The 17,355-nt window shown below is 62.8% G+C and carries 18 protein-coding genes; 17 read left to right on the top strand and 1 reads right to left on the bottom strand.

Features of this window, described 5'->3' with window-relative positions; translation table 11 throughout:
- Positions 1 to 323: 323 nt before the first annotated feature.
- From urtA to AB7F49_RS17565, 7 genes are all read left to right on the top strand, one after another.
- The gene (gene urtA / locus AB7F49_RS17535; protein WP_428524602.1) at positions 324 to 1,643 is read left to right on the top strand and encodes an urea ABC transporter substrate-binding protein; all 1,320 of its coding nucleotides are present in this window, start codon (positions 324 to 326) and stop codon (positions 1,641 to 1,643) included.
- Positions 1,644 to 1,738: 95 nt separating this feature from the next.
- Positions 1,739 to 3,343, top strand: a complete 1,605-nt coding sequence (urtB, locus tag AB7F49_RS17540; protein WP_428524604.1) for an urea ABC transporter permease subunit UrtB — start codon at positions 1,739 to 1,741, stop codon at positions 3,341 to 3,343.
- 235 nt (positions 3,344 to 3,578) lie between these two features.
- The gene (urtC, locus tag AB7F49_RS17545; protein ID WP_428524606.1) at positions 3,579 to 4,739 is read left to right on the top strand and encodes an urea ABC transporter permease subunit UrtC; all 1,161 of its coding nucleotides are present in this window, start codon (positions 3,579 to 3,581) and stop codon (positions 4,737 to 4,739) included.
- Between the two features lie 5 nt (positions 4,740 to 4,744).
- Positions 4,745 to 5,497: an urea ABC transporter ATP-binding protein UrtD gene (gene urtD, locus AB7F49_RS17550; RefSeq protein WP_428524608.1), complete on the top strand. Its 753-nt coding sequence runs from the start codon at positions 4,745 to 4,747 to the stop codon at positions 5,495 to 5,497.
- A 172-nt stretch (positions 5,498 to 5,669) separates the two neighbouring features.
- On the top strand, positions 5,670 to 6,365 hold the full coding sequence (gene urtE, locus AB7F49_RS17555; protein WP_428524610.1) for an urea ABC transporter ATP-binding subunit UrtE: 696 nt from the start codon (positions 5,670 to 5,672) through the stop codon (positions 6,363 to 6,365).
- 49 nt (positions 6,366 to 6,414) lie between these two features.
- Positions 6,415 to 7,233 carry an urease accessory protein UreD gene (locus tag AB7F49_RS17560; protein ID WP_428524612.1) on the top strand — a complete coding sequence of 273 codons (819 nt, stop codon included), beginning with the start codon at positions 6,415 to 6,417 and terminating at the stop codon, positions 7,231 to 7,233.
- Positions 7,234 to 7,329: 96 nt separating this feature from the next.
- A complete protein-coding gene (locus AB7F49_RS17565; RefSeq protein ID WP_428524614.1) occupies positions 7,330 to 8,631 on the top strand; it encodes a DUF1576 domain-containing protein in 1,302 nt (433 codons plus the stop codon).
- Between the two features lie 21 nt (positions 8,632 to 8,652).
- Here AB7F49_RS17565 and yut read toward each other — a convergent pair whose 3' ends face one another.
- The gene (yut, locus tag AB7F49_RS17570; protein ID WP_428524616.1) at positions 8,653 to 9,654 is read right to left on the bottom strand and encodes an urea transporter; all 1,002 of its coding nucleotides are present in this window, start codon (positions 9,652 to 9,654) and stop codon (positions 8,653 to 8,655) included.
- A 402-nt stretch (positions 9,655 to 10,056) separates the two neighbouring features.
- Between yut and AB7F49_RS17575 the strand changes: the two genes are divergently transcribed.
- From AB7F49_RS17575 to AB7F49_RS17620, 10 genes are all read left to right on the top strand, one after another.
- Complete coding sequence (locus tag AB7F49_RS17575) at positions 10,057 to 10,359, top strand: urease subunit gamma (protein ID WP_428524618.1); 303 nt, start codon at positions 10,057 to 10,059, stop codon at positions 10,357 to 10,359.
- A 10-nt stretch (positions 10,360 to 10,369) separates the two neighbouring features.
- Positions 10,370 to 10,555, top strand: coding sequence for a hypothetical protein (locus tag AB7F49_RS17580; RefSeq protein WP_428524620.1), 186 nt, complete (start codon positions 10,370 to 10,372; stop codon positions 10,553 to 10,555).
- A gap of 4 nt (positions 10,556 to 10,559) precedes the next feature.
- Entirely contained in the window at positions 10,560 to 10,874 is a 315-nt protein-coding gene (locus tag AB7F49_RS17585) for an urease subunit beta (RefSeq protein WP_428524622.1), read from the top strand.
- 10 nt (positions 10,875 to 10,884) lie between these two features.
- Positions 10,885 to 12,027, top strand: a complete 1,143-nt coding sequence (locus AB7F49_RS17590) for a patatin-like phospholipase family protein (RefSeq protein WP_428524624.1) — start codon at positions 10,885 to 10,887, stop codon at positions 12,025 to 12,027.
- A 44-nt stretch (positions 12,028 to 12,071) separates the two neighbouring features.
- Positions 12,072 to 13,784, top strand: a complete 1,713-nt coding sequence (ureC, locus tag AB7F49_RS17595; RefSeq protein ID WP_428524626.1) for an urease subunit alpha — start codon at positions 12,072 to 12,074, stop codon at positions 13,782 to 13,784.
- A gap of 100 nt (positions 13,785 to 13,884) precedes the next feature.
- Positions 13,885 to 14,409 carry an urease accessory protein UreE gene (locus AB7F49_RS17600; protein WP_428524628.1) on the top strand — a complete coding sequence of 175 codons (525 nt, stop codon included), beginning with the start codon at positions 13,885 to 13,887 and terminating at the stop codon, positions 14,407 to 14,409.
- A 205-nt stretch (positions 14,410 to 14,614) separates the two neighbouring features.
- The gene (locus tag AB7F49_RS17605) at positions 14,615 to 15,268 is read left to right on the top strand and encodes an urease accessory protein UreF (RefSeq protein WP_428524685.1); all 654 of its coding nucleotides are present in this window, start codon (positions 14,615 to 14,617) and stop codon (positions 15,266 to 15,268) included.
- 86 nt (positions 15,269 to 15,354) lie between these two features.
- Complete coding sequence (locus AB7F49_RS17610) at positions 15,355 to 15,687, top strand: hypothetical protein (protein ID WP_428524630.1); 333 nt, start codon at positions 15,355 to 15,357, stop codon at positions 15,685 to 15,687.
- Between the two features lie 10 nt (positions 15,688 to 15,697).
- Positions 15,698 to 16,315 carry an urease accessory protein UreG gene (ureG, locus tag AB7F49_RS17615; RefSeq protein ID WP_428524632.1) on the top strand — a complete coding sequence of 206 codons (618 nt, stop codon included), beginning with the start codon at positions 15,698 to 15,700 and terminating at the stop codon, positions 16,313 to 16,315.
- Positions 16,316 to 16,458: 143 nt separating this feature from the next.
- On the top strand, positions 16,459 to 17,328 hold the full coding sequence (locus AB7F49_RS17620) for a PaaX family transcriptional regulator C-terminal domain-containing protein (RefSeq protein WP_428524634.1): 870 nt from the start codon (positions 16,459 to 16,461) through the stop codon (positions 17,326 to 17,328).
- Positions 17,329 to 17,355: the final 27 nt, after the last annotated feature.

Consider the following 17,355-nt stretch of genomic DNA (forward strand, 5'->3'; position numbering starts at 1 on the left):
GGCCATGACGGCCGCAGGCGTCTTCAGAAGCTTCAGCTTACTGAACCCGAAGTCGGAAGCGCCGCGCCCTCTCCGCCCCGAGCCTGCGGATGCGGCAACATGCCGATACAGCACCATCGCGAAAATGCACAAAATTTGTGCAGCATGTGCGCTGTTTAGTCATGTGTTGTCACATGCCTAATTTCGAGGCGCGGTCTGTGGATCGTTTCCGGTTCTGACTCAAGGCCTTGCACCAGTTTCAGAAATTGGCACGGCCTTTGCGAACTCTGCTGCGGCGCGGGATGCCGGGTCATCTGGCGTGCGCGTGAAGCAGAGGAAACCACATGATTCATTCCATCCGTGCGGTCGCTCCGCGACCGGTTGCCCGCCGCTGGCTTTTGGCCGGGGCGACGGGCCTTGCGCTGTCGATTGCAGCCGCTTTGCCCGCCAAGGCCCAGGAAACCATCAAGGTCGGCATTCTTCATTCGCTCTCGGGCACCATGGCCATCAGCGAGACCACGCTGAAGGACGTCATGCTCATGCTGATCGAGGAGCAGAACAAGAAGGGCGGACTGCTTGGCAAGAAGCTCGAGGCTGTGGTCGTGGACCCGGCTTCCAACTGGCCGCTGTTTGCCGAAAAGGCGCGTGAACTGATCACCAAGGAAAAGGTTGCGGCGGTGTTCGGCTGCTGGACCTCGGTGTCGCGCAAATCCGTGCTCCCGGTCTTCAAGGAACTGAACTCGATCCTGTTCTATCCGGTCCAGTACGAGGGCGAGGAGAGCGAGCGCAACGTGTTCTATACCGGCGCCGCTCCCAACCAGCAGGCGATCCCCGCCGTCGACTACCTGATGAAGGAAGAGAAGGTGCAGCGCTGGGTGCTGGAAGGCACCGACTACGTCTATCCGCGCACCACCAACAAGATCCTCGAGGCCTATCTGAAGTCCAAGGGCGTCAAGGACGAGGACATCTCGATCAACTACACGCCGTTCGGCCATTCCGACTGGCAGACCCGCGTTGCCGACATCGTGAAATTCGGCTCCGCCGGAAAGAAGACCGCCGTGGTCTCCACCATCAACGGCGACGCCAACGTTCCCTTCTACAAGGAGCTCGGCAATCGTGGCGTGAAGGCTTCCGACATCCCGGTCGTGGCCTTCTCCGTCGGTGAGGAAGAACTCGCCGGCATCGACACCAAGCCGCTGGTCGGCCACCTCGCCGCCTGGAACTATTTCGAGTCGATCAACACGCCCGCGAACAAGGAATTCATCGCGAAGTGGAAGGCTTTCACCAAGAATCCGAAGCGCGTCTCCAACGATCCGATGGAAGCCCATGTGATCGGCTTCGCGATGTGGGTCGAAGCCGTAAAGAAGGCCGGCACCACCGACCCCGACAAGGTGATCGACGCACTGCCGGGCATTAAGGCGCCGAACCTGACCGGCGGCGTGTCTGAAATGCTTCCGAACCATCACATCACCAAGCCGGTCTTCATCGGCGAAGTGAAGGCTGACGGCCAGTTCGACGTGGTGTGGAAGACCGACGGTCTCGTGCCAGGCGACGCATGGTCCGACAACCTGCCGGGTTCCAAGGATCTCGAAGCCGATTGGGTGACGCTGAAGTGCGGCAACTACAACAAGGTCACCAAGAAATGCGGCGGGCAGGGGTCCTGAAGCGGGGTACCCTTTTTCGATCCTGACGACGCCGGAGGCGGCGCGTTGCGCCGCCTCCTCCTCACATCGCAACTCCATGCCGGGATGTTCGTAAGATGACATCATTCTGCGGCCGTCTGGTCGCGTGTTTGCTGGCGCTTGCATTCCTCCTGGCAATGCCGCCGGCTTTCAGCCAGACACTCGACGATGCGCTGGCGAAATTCGCCGCGGATTCGTTCGGGGATACGGAAGAAGGCATCGTGGCCGTCGCTGCCTCCGGCTCGCCGCGCGCGACCGCGATCATCGAGGCGTTGCAGAGCGGGCAACTGGCCTTCGACGCGGCAAGCAGGAAGATTTTTATCCGGCAGGGCGACCGCGTGTTCGACGCCGCAACCGGCGCTGCAGTCGATGCGCCACCTGCCGATCTCGCGACCGTGCGCATCAACAATCGCCTGCGGCGCGCGATCGCTGCGGCGCTCGGCAGCTTGCAACTGATGGCACCGGACCCGGCGCAGCGGCTCGCCTCCGCGCAGGCGGTGTTCAAATCGCGCGACGCCAATGCGTTTCCGGCGATCGACGCGGCGATCGCCAAGGAGACCAGCTCGGATGTCAAGCGCGCCATGACAGAGGCGCGCGCCGCCATCATTCTCTACAAGGAGGATGCCTCCGAGGCCGACAAGATGGCTGCAGTCGACGTGATCCGCAGCCGTGGCGACCAGGATTCGATTGCGCTCCTCGCTGCACTGCCGGCCGGCGCTCCGCCTGCCGTGAAGGCGGCGGCCCAGGATGCGATCAAGGGCATTCAGAACCAGCTCGCTTTCTGGGAGGTGCTGCAGAACGCCTGGTACGGGCTTTCGCTGGGCTCGGTCCTGCTGCTCGCGGCGATCGGGCTGGCCATCACATTCGGCGTGATGGGCGTCATCAACATGGCGCATGGCGAGATGGTGATGATCGGCGCCTATGTCACCTTCGTGGTGCAGGAACTGATCCGCGCCCATAACCCGGCTTTGTTCGATTATTCGCTCGCCATTGCGATCCCGCTGGCATTTCTTCTCGCCGGCGCGATCGGAATCCTGATCGAGCGCACGGTGATCCAGTGGATGTACGGACGTCCGCTCGATACGCTGCTGGCGACCTGGGGCATCTCGCTGATTCTGCAGCAGGCGACCCGCACGATCTTCGGACCGACCAACCGCGAGGTCGGCAATCCGTCCTGGATGAGCGGCGCCTTCGAGCTCGGCCATCTCACCATTACCTACAATCGCATGTGGATCATTGTGTTCACGCTCGCTGTGTTTTTCGGGCTTCTGGGCATCCTGCGCTTCACCCGCATCGGGCTCGAGATGCGGGCGGTGACGCAGAACCGCCGGATGGCGGCGTCCATGGGCATCAAGACCTCGAATGTCGACATGCTGACCTTCGGGCTTGGCTCCGGTATCGCGGGACTGGCCGGCGTTGCGCTCTCGCAGATCGACAACGTTTCGCCCAATCTCGGTCAGAGCTACATCATCGATTCGTTCATGGTCGTGGTGTTTGGCGGCGTCGGCAATCTCTGGGGCACGCTGGTGGGTGCCTTCTCGCTCGGCATCGCCAACAAGTTCCTCGAACCTTATGCCGGCGCAGTGGTCGCCAAGATCGCGATCCTCGTCCTCATCATCCTGTTCATCCAGAAGCGCCCGCGCGGCCTGTTCGCATTGAAGGGCCGGGCGGTGGAGGCATGATGATGCAAGTGCCGCATGGACGGCGTACGTCGTTGCGCCCTCTCCGCCTGAGGGAGAGGGCTACTCCGTCGCTGCCGCGGGTTCAATCGGGTGAGGGGTCACGGCGCCTCGGTGAGACTGTTACCCCTCACCCAATCGAAACCGTTGACCTGCCGGTGTCGCCCTCTCCCTCAGGGGGAGAGGGCATTGCGATCGGCTTCTCGTTCGCGGATGTACCTGTTTGCGAGGTGCACCGATGACCGGCGGCCCCATCATGCGTACGCTGGACAAGCAGGCGATCGTATTTCTCACCATTCTCGCGGCGGTCGGAATCCTGGTTCCGCTGTCAAATCTGCTGCTGCCGGAGACGCATCCGCTGCATGTGCCGACCTATGCGGTCGCGCTGTTCGGAAAATATGTCTGCTACGCTCTGCTCGCACTGTCGATCGATCTGGTCTGGGGCTATTGCGGCATCCTCTCGCTCGGGCACGGTGCGTTCTTCGCGCTCGGCGGCTATGCGATGGGCATGTACCTCATGCGGCAGATCGGGGACCGCGGCGTCTACGCCAATCCGATCCTTCCGGACTTCATGGTGTTCCTGAACTGGAAGGAATTGCCGTTCTTCTGGTACGGCTTCCAGTCCTTTCCCTATGCCATGCTGATGGTATTGCTCGCGCCCGGCCTGCTCGCTTTCCTGTTCGGATGGTTTGCGTTCCGCTCGCGCGTCACCGGCGTCTATCTCTCGATCATCACGCAGGCGCTGACTTTCGCGCTGATGCTCGCGTTCTTCCGCAACGATTTCGGCTTCGGCGGCAATAACGGACTGACCGACTTCAAGGACATCCTCGGCTTCAACGTGCAGGCGCAGTCTACCCGGGCGGCGTTGTTCGCGGCTTCCTGTGCCGCGCTTGGCATCTGCTTCATCATCTGCCGCAAGCTCGTCACCTCGAAATTCGGAAAGGTGCTGATCGCAATTCGCGATGCTGAATCGCGGACGCGATTCCTCGGCTACCGGGTCGAGAACTACAAGCTGTTCGTCTGGACCGTATCGGCCTGCATGGCCGGCCTTGCGGGTGCGCTCTACGTGCCGCAGGTCGGGATCATCAATCCGAGCGAGTTCGCGCCCGCAAACTCGATCGAGGCGGTCCTGTGGGTCGCGGTCGGCGGCCGCGGCACGCTGACCGGCGCGGTGATCGGAGCGGTACTGGTCAATTACGCGAAAACCACCTTCACCACCGGCATGCTCGCGCCTTACTGGCTGTTTCTTCTTGGCGGCTTGTTCGTCGTGGTCACGCTGTTTCTGCCGCGGGGCATCGTCGGAACCATCTCGTATTGGTGGGGCGAACGGCAGGCGCGACGGGCCGCTGCTGGGGGCGGCGAGCCCGTCGCGGATGCCGCGCCCAAGCCCGCGGAGTAACGCAGATGGATATGCGGACCACGACGGCGCTGCTTTATCTCGACGGGATTTCGGTCTCCTTCGACGGCTTCAAGGCGCTGAACAACCTGTCGCTGGCGATCGAACCGGGCGAAATGCGCGCCATCATCGGTCCCAACGGTGCCGGCAAGACCACAATGATGGACGTAATCACCGGGAAGACACGTCCGGACGAAGGCTACGCCGTGTTCGAGGGCGAAGCCGATCTCACCAGGCTGGACGAAACCGAGATCGCGCGGCGCGGTATCGGCCGCAAGTTCCAGAAGCCGACCGTATTCGAGATGCACACGATCGAGGACAATCTGCTGCTCGCATTGAGCATGGACAAGAGCGCGCGGGCCGGCATCCGCTGGCACGCCAACGCGCATGACACGGCCCGGATCGAAAAGATTCTTGACGTCATTCGCCTCAAGCCCGCCCGCTGGCGGCTGGCCGGTTCGCTGTCGCACGGTCAGAAACAGTGGCTTGAGATCGGCGTGCTGCTGGCGCAGGAACCGAAACTCATGCTGGTCGACGAGCCGGTCGCTGGCATGACCGATGCGGAAACCATGCAGACCGCAGCGCTTCTGAAGGAAATCAATCGCGAGAAGAGCGTGATTGTGGTCGAACACGACATGCATTTCGTGCGCGAACTCGGCGTCAAGGTAACCTGTCTGCATGAAGGCTCGGTGCTGGCGGAAGGCACGATCGACCAGGTCTCGGCCAACGAACGCGTGGTCGAGGTCTATTTGGGGCGGTGACAATGCGCAGAGTAAGCGGGCTTGTGTCCTGGGCGCAGCGCAGCGTGAAAGCGTGCGCTGCAGAACCGGGACCCAGCGGACATACGATTGAAGTGGGTCCCGGTTCAGCGGTGCACCATTCCGCTTCGCTTCATGCTGCACCGCGCCCGGGACACGAGGCAGGAACTCATCCATGCTCGACGTGAAATCCATCGATCTGCATTACGGCGCGGCGCAGGCTCTGCGTGGCGTGTCGCTCGTTGCGAAGGAAGGCGAGGTCACTTGCGTTCTGGGACGAAACGGCGTCGGCAAGACGAGCCTGTTGCGCGCCATTGTGGGGCAGCAGCCGGTGAGCAAGGGGACGATCGACTGGGAGGGCCAGTCGATCAACGCACTCAGGCCGTATCAGCGCGCGCGCTCCGGCATCGCGATCGTTCCGCAGGGCCGCGAGATTTTTCCCCTGCTGACGGTCGAGGAGAATCTCAAGACCGGCTTTGCGCCGCTCAGGCGCGACGAGCGCGATATCCCGGATGATGTGTTCTCGCTGTTTCCGGTGCTGAACAACATGCTGCGCCGGCGTGGCGGTGACCTCTCCGGCGGCCAGCAGCAGCAATTGGCCATCGGGCGTGCGCTGGTGATGCGGCCGAAACTCCTGTTGCTCGACGAGCCGACCGAAGGCATTCAGCCCTCCATCATCAAGGACATTGGCCGTGCGATTTCCTACCTGCGCGGGCTTGGCAACATGGCCATCGTGCTGGTCGAGCAATATTACGATTTCGCCCGTGAACTGGGCGACCGTTTCGTCGCGATGGATCGTGGCTCGGTGGTCTATGCTTCCGGCAAGGATGATCTGGACGAACCCGCGTTGCGGCGTGCGCTGGCGCTCTAGGACTTCGCTTTGCTCCGAACCATGCTAGACACCTGGCATGAAGCTCGGAATGGGGGATACGGCAGGCATCTTCGCCCGCAACCGGGCGCATGGCCGGATTGATCTGTCGGTCATCGCGCGCGCAGACCGGACACGACGGCAGCGCGTGGTCGAGGAGGGATCGCTCCGGATCCGTCTCCCCGAGGTGAGCGGCACGGAAGCCGAGGCCGTGATCATAAACACCGCGGGCGGGATCGCGGGTGGTGACCATTTTTCGATCGCGATCGGGACGGAAGAAGGCGCCCGGCTCGCGGTGCTCAGCGCCGCCGCGGAAAAGGTCTACCGCGCGATCGATCGCGCGTCCCGCATCGATGTCCGGTTATCGGTCGCGACGGGTGCCACCCTGCGCTGGCTGCCGCAGGAAACCATTCTGTTCGACGGGTCAAAGCTGCACCGCTCGATCGACGTCGATATCGCCGACGGCGGAACTCTGGTAATGGCGGAGTCCACCATATTCGGCCGCTCCGCGATGCACGAGACCGTTCGCCACGGCGAATTGCTCGATCGCTGGCGGGTCCGGCGGAGCGGCAAGCTGGTCTTTGCCGACACCCTGCGTCTTGGCAGCGACATCGCCGCGCTTCTGGCGCGCCCGGCGGCAGGCGGCGGGGCGACGGCTCTCGCCACCGTCGTCATCGCACCCGCCGACGAGACGCTGGCGCGGCGCGCCCGTGACTGCCTTGCCCCCTGCAGCACCGAGGCTGGCGTTTCGGTCTGGAACGGCATCGCAGTGATCCGCCTGTGCGGGACGGACGCCGCACACTTGCGGCGCGACCTGGTTTCGGCTCTCAATCATCTTTGCGGCACACTGCCGCGGTTGTGGACGGCCTGAGGTTCACGCGAGGTTGACACCGTGCGAAACCCGTCTGTCCCGGTTGACTTGACCTGAGCCCGTTGGCTGATCACCGGAGCCTCTTACGCTGGTCACATGGACAAGGCCGAACCCGATTCACCTCCCGAACCGCGTCAGGCGTCCGATCACCTGATCCTCGGGATCGTCGCGGCCTACGCATGCGCGTTCGTAGCCTTCGGGCTGCTTGTCGACGGCCCCGCAACCGTCCTGCGGGGTCTTGTCGAAATCGTCGCGACGCGCGATGCGCTGCTGACCGATTATTTCGGCATCGGAGGGAAAGGCGCCGCCTGCGTCAATGCCGGGCTCCTGACCCTTGCGGCCTGCATTGTGTATTACCGGTCCGCCGCGAAGATGTCGGGATCGGCGGTTGCGTGCTTGTTCCTGGTGCTCGGCTTTGGGCTGTTCGGCAAGAACATCCTCAACATATGGTTCATTGTCTTCGGCGTGTTCCTGTATTGCAAATTCAAAGGCGAGCCGTTCGCCGCGCATATCAATACTGCGTTTTTTGGAACCGCGCTCGCGCCGGTCTTTTCGGAAATTGCTTTCAGCACGACGCTTCCGCTCGGGATCGCTCTTCCGCTCGCCGTGACGACCGCAACGGTCATCGGCTTCGTTCTGGTGCCGGCCGCGGCTCAATTGTTCAAGGCCCATATGGGCTTCAGTCTGTACAATATGGGTTTTACAGCCGGCATCGTCGGCGTGCTGGTCGTTGCGCTCTACAAGTCATACGGATTTGTACCTGACCCCGTCATGATCTGGACGTCGGGGTACAACCCGCTGCTCGGGGGCTTTCTGCTCGCGCTGTTCGTCTCGATGGCGGCGGCGGGCTATTGGCTCGACCGCGACATCGTTGCGCGCATGCTGCAGATCATGCGCATGTCGGGGCAGGCGCCAACCGATTTTGTGTCGCTGGTTGGTTTCGGGCCGGTTCTTGTCAACATGAGCCTGACCGGGGCGATCGGTGTCGGCTACGTTCTCCTTGTCGGCGGCGACCTGAACGGACCTGTCATCGGTGCAATCCTGACCATTGTTGGCTTCGCTGCCTATGGCAAGCATCCGAGAAACATCGTGCCAATCATGATCGGCGTGTTTTTGGGCTCGCTCGCCAAGCCGTGGAGCGCGTCAGATCCGTCGGGCCTGCTGGCCGCCTTGTTCGGGACCACCCTTGCGCCGATTGCCGGACGCTTTGGATGGCACTGGGGCATCGTGGCCGGCTTCCTGCATTCGTCCGCCGCGCGCAGCGTGGGATCGGTGCATGGGGGGCTGAACCTGTACAACAATGGTTTTGCCGCGGGCATCGTTGCGGCGGTCCTGGCCGCGGTCATCATTGCGATTGAGGCCAGGCGCAACGCGCAGCCGGCCGCGCGCGACGAATGATCCGGCTTGTTCAGTGTGCCGCTACGCACCGCCTTCTTCGTGCGGTGTCTTGGCCGGTCTCGTGGTCTCAAGACACGGACGAGGCAACAGAAACATCCATGATACGAGGACGAAGGGTGCGGTAAGGGCAGGAATGGCCAGCGGTGTCAGCGCCATGTTCGTGGCTGCCTGAGCCACTACCGTGAACGCCGTTCCCAGCGCAGCGTATGCCGCTACGCGTGGACTGGGCTTGTAAAACACGGTTCCGAGCGTGATCGCGGTGAGAACCGGGCTGAAACCGAGAAGCCCGCCCGTGATCAATTGGCTTTCAGCCCCCAGCAGATGCGCGGTTGCGACGGCGAGTATCGCACCGCCCACCGCGAACGCTGCTGCAGCCGGTGAACTGACAAGGAGGCCCGCCACCAGGAGCACGGCGGCAATGCCGTCGGCTTTCAGAAAGACCTGAGAAATGCTCTTGAAGAAACCCTGGATGAATCCGAAAATATCGAGTGGATCGTTGTGGTATGCTTGATAGGCGCCGACCACCGCGCCGGAAGGAAGCGATTCTCCGCTGAGCCCGGCGAATCCGTATGTTGCGAGCAACATCAGCCAGGCAACCAGGACAAAGGGAGAGGTCAGCGCAGGCAGTCCCCAGGGTTTGAGCACGTTGAAGGTGGCAAGCGTCGCGATGACCGACACGATGGCCCCGAAAACCACGTAGAACCACAATAGTGCTCCGGGCGCGAGGAACGTGGCAAGCGTCAGACCCACAAGGGTTGCGTTGTAGCCATACAGACCGGATTCAAGTTCGTCCGGATCAACGCGGAGCCATTGCGCGGTCAGGGTTGCAACAATGACGGCCAGGATTGCGGCAATGGCCAGCCGATAGGCGTCAGACGCAAAGGAGGCCCAGGCGATCGCCGCCAGAAACAGTGCGCCGGTGAGCGGATTGTTCTGAAGCATGACCTGCGCGATGCCACGCAGGCAGACATCGGCGAACCACACAGGAGTCGATGAGCCGCGATGATTTTTCCACCAGTTCATGCAATGCTCCTCGTGTGGGCATCGGAATCGGTCATTGGAGTTTGACACACTCGCAGGCGGATTGGGGAATCGCTCAGCGATGCGCCGTGCGTTGGCTTGGCAAACAACGCGGGTCTGCAGCCAATGCTGCGCCAGAATGTTTATCGGATATAGTCGTCCTTGATGGCTGGAAAATCTCTTGTTTTGAAAATGGATCGGGAGGTTCTATACTTGATGCCAAGATCGGTGTTCGTTGCAACGGGGCCGGCAGCAGCGCAGCGAAGGCCGCCCATCTTGGCCAGCGGGATCGCGGTGGTCCGCCTGTGCGGGACGGAATGCCGTGCATTTGCCGCACGATGTCGTTGCCACTCAATTGTCTTTGCGGCACGCTGCCGCGGCGATGGACGAACTGGGGTTTAAGCAATGCTGCTCACACCGCGCGAAAAGGACAAGCTGCTGGTCGCGATGGCGGCGAACGTGGCGCGCCGCAGACTGGAGCGGGGCGTGAAGCTTAATCATCCGGAGGCCGTGGCGCTGATCACCGACTTCATCGTGGAGGGCGCGCGAGACGGCAAGAGCGTCGCCGAACTGATGCGTGACGGCGGTCATGTGCTCAAGCGCGACCAGGTCATGGACGGCATTGCCGAGATGATTCACGATATTCAGGTCGAGGCCACGTTCCCGGACGGCACCAAGCTCGTGACCGTGCACGAACCCATTCGCTGAAGGACGCACCATGAAGACATTTGCTTTCGCAGCCTGGGCCGCTTTCAGCGTGGGAACCGCCGTTGCGCATACGTCGCTTGTGCCGCACGAACATCCGCATCAGAACAGCATGCTGCCTGATGCGCTAGCGCTCGTGCTTGCTGCGGTGCTGGTTGGAGCGGGCGTCGTTGCGTTTCGCCGGATCAGGAAGGAATAGCGCGATGGTCGACTGGAGCCCAGGTCAAATCCTCGTCAAGGACGGTGACATCGAATTGAATGCCGGCCGCAAGGCCGTGACTCTGTCTGTTTCGAATACCGGCGACCGGCCGATCCAGGTCGGATCGCATTACCATTTCTTCGAGACCAACCCCGCGCTGAAATTCGATCGCAAGAAGGCGCGGGGCATGCGGCTCGACATCGCCGCCGGCACCGCGGTGCGCTTCGAACCCGGCCAGACCCGCGAGGTGCATCTCGTCGCCTTCGCGGGAAAGCGCATGGTCTATGGCTTCCGCGGCGACATCATGGGGAAGCTCTGACGAGCAATGCATGCATGGCGCGCTCGAAAAACGTGTCGAGATCGGTGTCGTGCTGCAGGGCGGCGGTGCGCTCGGCGCCTATGAATGCGGTGGCATGGCTGCGCTGCTGGAATTGATGGATGAAGCGGAAGCCGCCGGCTGCTGCCCAACCTTGCGGGCCGTGAGCGGGGTATCGATCGGGGCGATCAACGCGGCCTGCGTGGTCGGCGCGCGCGACCGCAAGGATGCCAAGCGGCGCCTCAACGGCCTGTGGGATGACCTGACCCTGCATGCACCGGAATTCTGGCCCAAGCAGGCGCAACGCGATCTGTCGCTGTTCGGGCTGCCCGGCTTCTATCTGCCGCGCTTCGACCTCGTCGGGTTCGGAACCTGGACCGCCTATTACAATACGCGTCCCCTGCTGAACACGCTGAAGCGCCATGTCGATTTCGCGGCGATCAACCGCAGCGACACCACGTTTGTGATCACCGCTGTCAATGTCGAGAGCGGCGAACTGAAGCGCTTCTGCAATCGCAGGCTCGGCTCGGACGAGCCCTGTCACATCACGCCGAAGCACGTGCTGGCGAGCGGCAGCCTGCCGCCACAATTCCCATGGACCGAAATCGGGCAGCAATTGTACTGGGACGGCGGCCTCGTCGACAATGCGCCGCTCGGCGACGCCATCGATGCGTTCTCCAGCGACGATAGCGTCGAGCGCATTCTCGTGGTCCTCAATCTCTATCCGCTTCGGGCCCGCAAGCCGCGCTCGCTGGCGGATGTCGAAGACCGCATGCATGAACTAAGCTTCGGCAACCATGTGCGGCAGGATCGAAGGGCGGCCGAACGCGTCAACGACATGATCGAGACGATTGAGCAATTGGCTGCGCTCGTGCCTCCAGGTGCGGTCGGAGCCGATCTCCAACTGCGCATCGATCGCGCTCGGCGCTGCAAATCCATCCGCATCGTTGATATCGACGTACAGGGGGTGTCCAATCCCGCTGAGGCCCCCGGCGACCAGCATGCCGAGGACGGCCAGTTCGGGCTGCGCGATTTCTCGCGCGCTGCCGTGCGCCGCCGCCGCGACGACGGCTACCGGATCGCCCGCACCTGCCTTGCCCCTATTTTCGCAGGTCTCGGACCTGCGTCGCAGCGGCAGCTGCAGACACACCACTAGGTTCGCCTGGAGCCCGCCAACCGGAGCCGCCAACTGGAGCCGCCATGTCGACGAAAATCTCGCGCAACGTCTACGCCAAAATGTTCGGTCCGACGACCGGCGATCGGGTGCGCCTTGCGGATACCGACATCATCATCGAGGTGGAGAAGGACTACACCGTCTACGGCGAAGAGGTGAAATTCGGCGGCGGCAAGGTGATCCGCGATGGCATGGGCCAGTCGCAGCTGACCAACCGGCAGGGCGCGGTAGACACCGTGATCACCAACGTGCTGATCCTCGATCACTGGGGTATCGTGAAGGCCGATGTCGCGCTGAAGGACGGCAAGGTCCATGCCATCGGCAAGGCAGGCAATCCGGACATTCAGCCGGGCGTGACGATTATCGTCGGTCCCGGCACCGAGGTGATCGCGGGCGAGGGCAAGATCCTCACTGCGGGCGGCTTCGATACGCATATCCATTTCATCTGTCCGCAGCAGGTCGACGACGCGCTGATGTCGGGCGTGACATCGCTCCTTGGCGGCGGCACCGGACCCGCGCACGGAACACTCGCCACCACCTGCACGCCTGGACCCTGGCATATCGCTCGCATGATCCAGGCCGCGGACGCGTTCCCGATCAATCTCGGCTTTGCCGGCAAGGGCAATGCATCGCTGCCCGCAGCATTGGAGGAGATGGTAAAGGGCGGCGCCTGCGCGCTCAAGCTGCACGAGGATTGGGGTACGACGCCCGCCGCGATCGACAATTGCCTGAACGTCGCCGACGATCACGACATCCAGGTGATGATCCATTCCGACACGCTGAACGAGAGTGGCTTTGTCGAAGACACCATCAAGGCCTTCAAGGGCCGCACCATTCACGCCTTCCACACCGAAGGCGCGGGCGGCGGCCATGCTCCCGACATCATGAAAGTGGCCGGACTGAAGAATGTGCTGCCGTCGTCCACCAATCCGACCCGCCCTTTCACCCAGAACACCATCGACGAGCATCTCGACATGCTGATGGTGTGCCACCATCTCGACCCGTCGCTCGCCGAGGATCTGTCATTCGCCGAAAGCCGCATTCGCAAGGAGACGATCGCCGCCGAAGACATCCTGCATGATATTGGCGCTCTCTCGATGATGTCGTCTGACTCCCAGGCGATGGGGCGGATCGGTGAAGTCATCATTCGCACCTGGCAGACCGCGGACAAGATGAAAAAGCAGCGCGGGCGCATGAAGGAAGAGAAGGGCGATAACGACAACCTCCGCGCCAGGCGCTATGTCGCGAAATACACCATCAACCCGGCGATTGCGCACGGTGTGTCGCACATCATCGGCTCCATCGAGAAAGGCAAGATGGCCGATCTGGTGCTGTGGTCGCCCGCCTTTTTCGGTGTGAAGCCCGACATGGTGATCAAGGGTGGCACCATCGTGGCTTCGGTGATGGGCGATCCGAATGCCTCGATTCCGACACCACAGCCGGTGCATTACCGGCCGATGTTCGGCGCCTTCGGGCGGGCGCTGACAGCGTCATCGGTGGTGTTTTCGTCGAAGGCGGCGGTGCGGGCCGGCCTTGGAAAGAAGCTCGGCATTCAGAAGCAGCTGGTTGCCGTAAAGAACACCCGCGGTGGCATCTCGAAGAAAAGCATGATCCACAATGGAGCTACGCCGAAACTCGACATCGATGCGGAGACCTACGAGGTGCGTGCCGACGGCGAATTGCTGACCTGCGAGCCGGTCGATGTAGTGCCGATGGCGCAGCGGTATTTCCTGTTTTGAAGACATTTCTGTCATTGCCCGCGAGAACGGGCAATCCGTTAAGTGCCAGCGTGTACTGGATGCTTGCCCCTCGGGGCGCGACATCCGTTAGGCTGACAACATGAACCGTGTCTCCACCATCGTTCCTGCAGGTCAATGGGATGCCACGACTGCAATCGACCGCGTCACGCTCGACGCCGACGACCGGCAGCGGCGCCGCATCGTGCTGATTGGGCAGAAGGGCACGCGCGCGCTGCTCGACCTGGACAAGCCGGTCACGCTGCGCGACGGTGACGGCCTGATGCTGGACGACGGCTCTGTTGTGCTGGTCTGCGGCCTGTCGGAGCCGCTGGCCGAAATCGCCGCAACGTCGCCGCGCGAGTTCGTTCGGCTGGCCTGGCATCTTGGCAACCGGCACACCGATGTTCAGATCGTCGGCGACCGGATTCGCATCCGCCGCGACCATGTGCTGGAGGAGATGCTGCGCGGGCTTGGCGCGGAAGTGACGGCGATCGAGGGCCCGTTCGACCCGCAGGCCACGGTGCCGCACAGCCACGATGATGGCGCCGCTCATGCGCACGGCCATCATCATCATGGACATGGTCACGGTCACCATCGCCACCACGGCCACGATCATGACCGGTAGGCGAAAGAGCGTGCCGCTGTTGAAGGGGCGCGGTGAACCGAAGCGGTCTCTCCTTTCCCTCCCGCCGCGTAGCGGGGAGGAGGGTCGACGCGAACGTCGCGAGCGTCGGGCTGGGGGGCATGTTGATGTACCCACCGACCCCTCTCCATCACTCGCTTCGCTCGCGGGGGGAGGGGGGAAGCAACACGCCGCGCTCTATCGCCTGATGGCTTGGCTCTCGCCGTCCTTCCCGGTCGGCGCGTTCTCCTATTCGAGCGGCATCGAATGGGCGGTGGAGGCGGGCGACGTCCATGACGCCGCGACACTTGCCGACTGGCTCTCGCTGATGATGAGCGACGGCGCGGGCTATTGCGATGCGGTCCTGTTCGTGCACGCGCACCGCGCGGTGTCTGGCAATGATGGCGAGGCTTTGCGCGACGTGGCAGAACTTGCCGCCGCTTTCTCGCCTTCGAAGGAGCGGCACCTCGAAACCACGGCCCAGGGCCGTGCGTTCATCGACGCCGTGCACGGCGCCTGGCCGTGCGACGCGATCGACATGCTGGGAACCGTCTGGGACGGGGCGATTGCCTATCCGGTTGCGGTCGGCACCGTATGTGCCGGGCACGGCATCCCCGTCGAGATGGCGCTGCCGGCCTTCCTTCATGCCGTTGCTGCCAACTGGATTTCCGCCGGCGTGCGGTTGATACCGCTCGGCCAGACCGATGGCCAGCGTGTGCTGGCGGTTCTGGAGCAGGTCATTGCGGCGACCGCGTCGCGGGCAGTGAAAACGTCGCTCGACGATATCGGCGGCGCGGCGTTTCGCGCCGACCTCGCATCGATGCGGCACGAAACCCAATACACGAGGCTGTTCCGGTCATGACGAACGGCACTCTTGCTATCGTATGTTTCACGGTCACCCTGCTGGCCGGCGCGCCCGCATCTGCACAATCCTCTGGAAGCTTGGGCATGGTAGACTTGCTGGAGCGGGTAAACGACGTGCCCAAGCTGGTGGACGAAATACGAAGCGAGCTCAAGAAGAACAACCTGAAGGAAGACGAGACCGGCTGCATCGGCTTTCGTTTCTGGCATGACTGGCCCAATCTCGTCGGATATCGCGCGGCGCCCTATGAATGCGAGATCGGCAATCGGACGATCACGATCGACGCGCGCCGAGTCTATCAGGATGCGCGCGGAAGACCGGTGCGCGTGACAGGCAAATCCGCTCGCAAGAAGGTTACGAGCTTTCGCGAATCGCATTTTCGCTGGCGGTGGAAACCAACCGCGAAGCCCCGAACGTGAGAAGAGCAGCATGAAGAATCCCCACGGCCCATTGCGTGTCGGTATCGGCGGTCCGGTCGGCTCCGGCAAGACCGCGCTGATGGATCTGTTGTGCAAGCGGCTACGCGACAGATACCAGATCGCGGCGATCACCAACGACATCTACACCAAATGGGACGCCGAATATCTGGTGCGGTCCGGAGCGCTCGCGCCCGAACGCATCGCCGGCGTCGAGACCGGCGGCTGTCCCCATACCGCGATCCGCGAGGATGCCTCGATCAATCTCGCTGCCGTCGCCGACATGCGCAAGCGCTTCCCTGACCTCGATCTGGTGCTGATCGAGTCAGGCGGTGACAACCTCGCCGCCACCTTCTCGCCCGAACTGGCCGATATCACGATCTACGTCATCGACGTAGCTGCCGGCGACAAGATTCCCTCGAAGGGCGGGCCCGGCATTACGCGCTCCGATCTTCTGGTGATCAACAAGACCGACCTCGCACCCTATGTCGGCGCTTCGCTCGAGGTAATGGACCGCGACGCCGGGAAGATGCGGAAGGCACGGCCCTTCGTGTTTACCAATATGCGGGAGGGCAAGGGCGTCGACGAAATCGCCCGCTTCATCGAGGAGAAGGGCGGATTGGGGCACTAGCCCGGGCATTCCGGGCGCAAGCCATAAGCGCGTTCACGCGCGTCTTCGACACGCTATGGCTCGCGAGCCCCAAATCCCGACACTTGTGCAAACCGCCGAGAAATGTGGTTATGGATTCCGGCTCACGCTTTCGCTCGGCCGGAATGACGACCAAAGAACCCATCGCCTCTCTTCTCAAGAAATTCCATGCGCGAAAGCCCGCGCGCATCTGGTCGCTGATTGTCACCCTTTATGGTGACGCGATCGTGCCGCGTGGCGGTTCGCTCTGGATCGGCTCGCTGATCGAGATCATGGACCTGTTCCAGGTCGATGCCGGCCACGTCCGCACCGCGGTATCGCGGCTGACATCGGACGGCTGGCTGGCGAGCACCAAGCGCGGGCGCGCGAGCTATTACCGGCTGACCAGGAGCGGCGAAGCCGAGTTCATGCAGGCGACGCAGCGCATCTATTCCAGCGTCCCGGTGGTGCGAGGCGACATGCAGGTTATCGTGACCGGGCCCGGTGCCGGCACTCCGTCATCGTTGCGTGCGGCGCTGAAGGCTGCCGGTTATGCCGCCGCGTCCCCCGTCATTCATGTCGGCTTCGGTGTGCCGGCATCCGATCTCACGGGACGTGATGGCCTCTTCGTCATGACCCCACGCCCGGAGGACCGACGGAAACTTGCGGCGATGGCATTCCGCCCGGATGAGGTGTCGCAGGCCTATCGGGATTTCGTCACCGTTTTCTCGCCGTTGGCAGACGCGATGGTGAGCAGACCACCTGCGGACGCTGAGGCGCTGGTTGCGCGTACCCTTCTGATTCACGCGTTTCGGCGTGCGGTCCTGCGCGATCCGGGGCTGCCGGCGGACCTGCTGCCGTCGGATTGGCCGGGCGAGGCTGCGCGTGCGCTTGCCGGACGCATCTACTCGCTGGTTGTCAATCCGTCGGAGCGCTTTCTGGACCGCAACGCGCAGAACGAAGACGGACCCTTGCCCGCGCCTGTTGCCTCCTTCCGCACCCGATTTTCCAAATAAAACAGGATGGTTGGGCCACACGAAGCA

Source organism: Pseudorhodoplanes sp., assembly GCF_050250235.1.
Classification (GTDB): Bacteria; Pseudomonadota; Alphaproteobacteria; order Rhizobiales; family Xanthobacteraceae; genus Pseudorhodoplanes.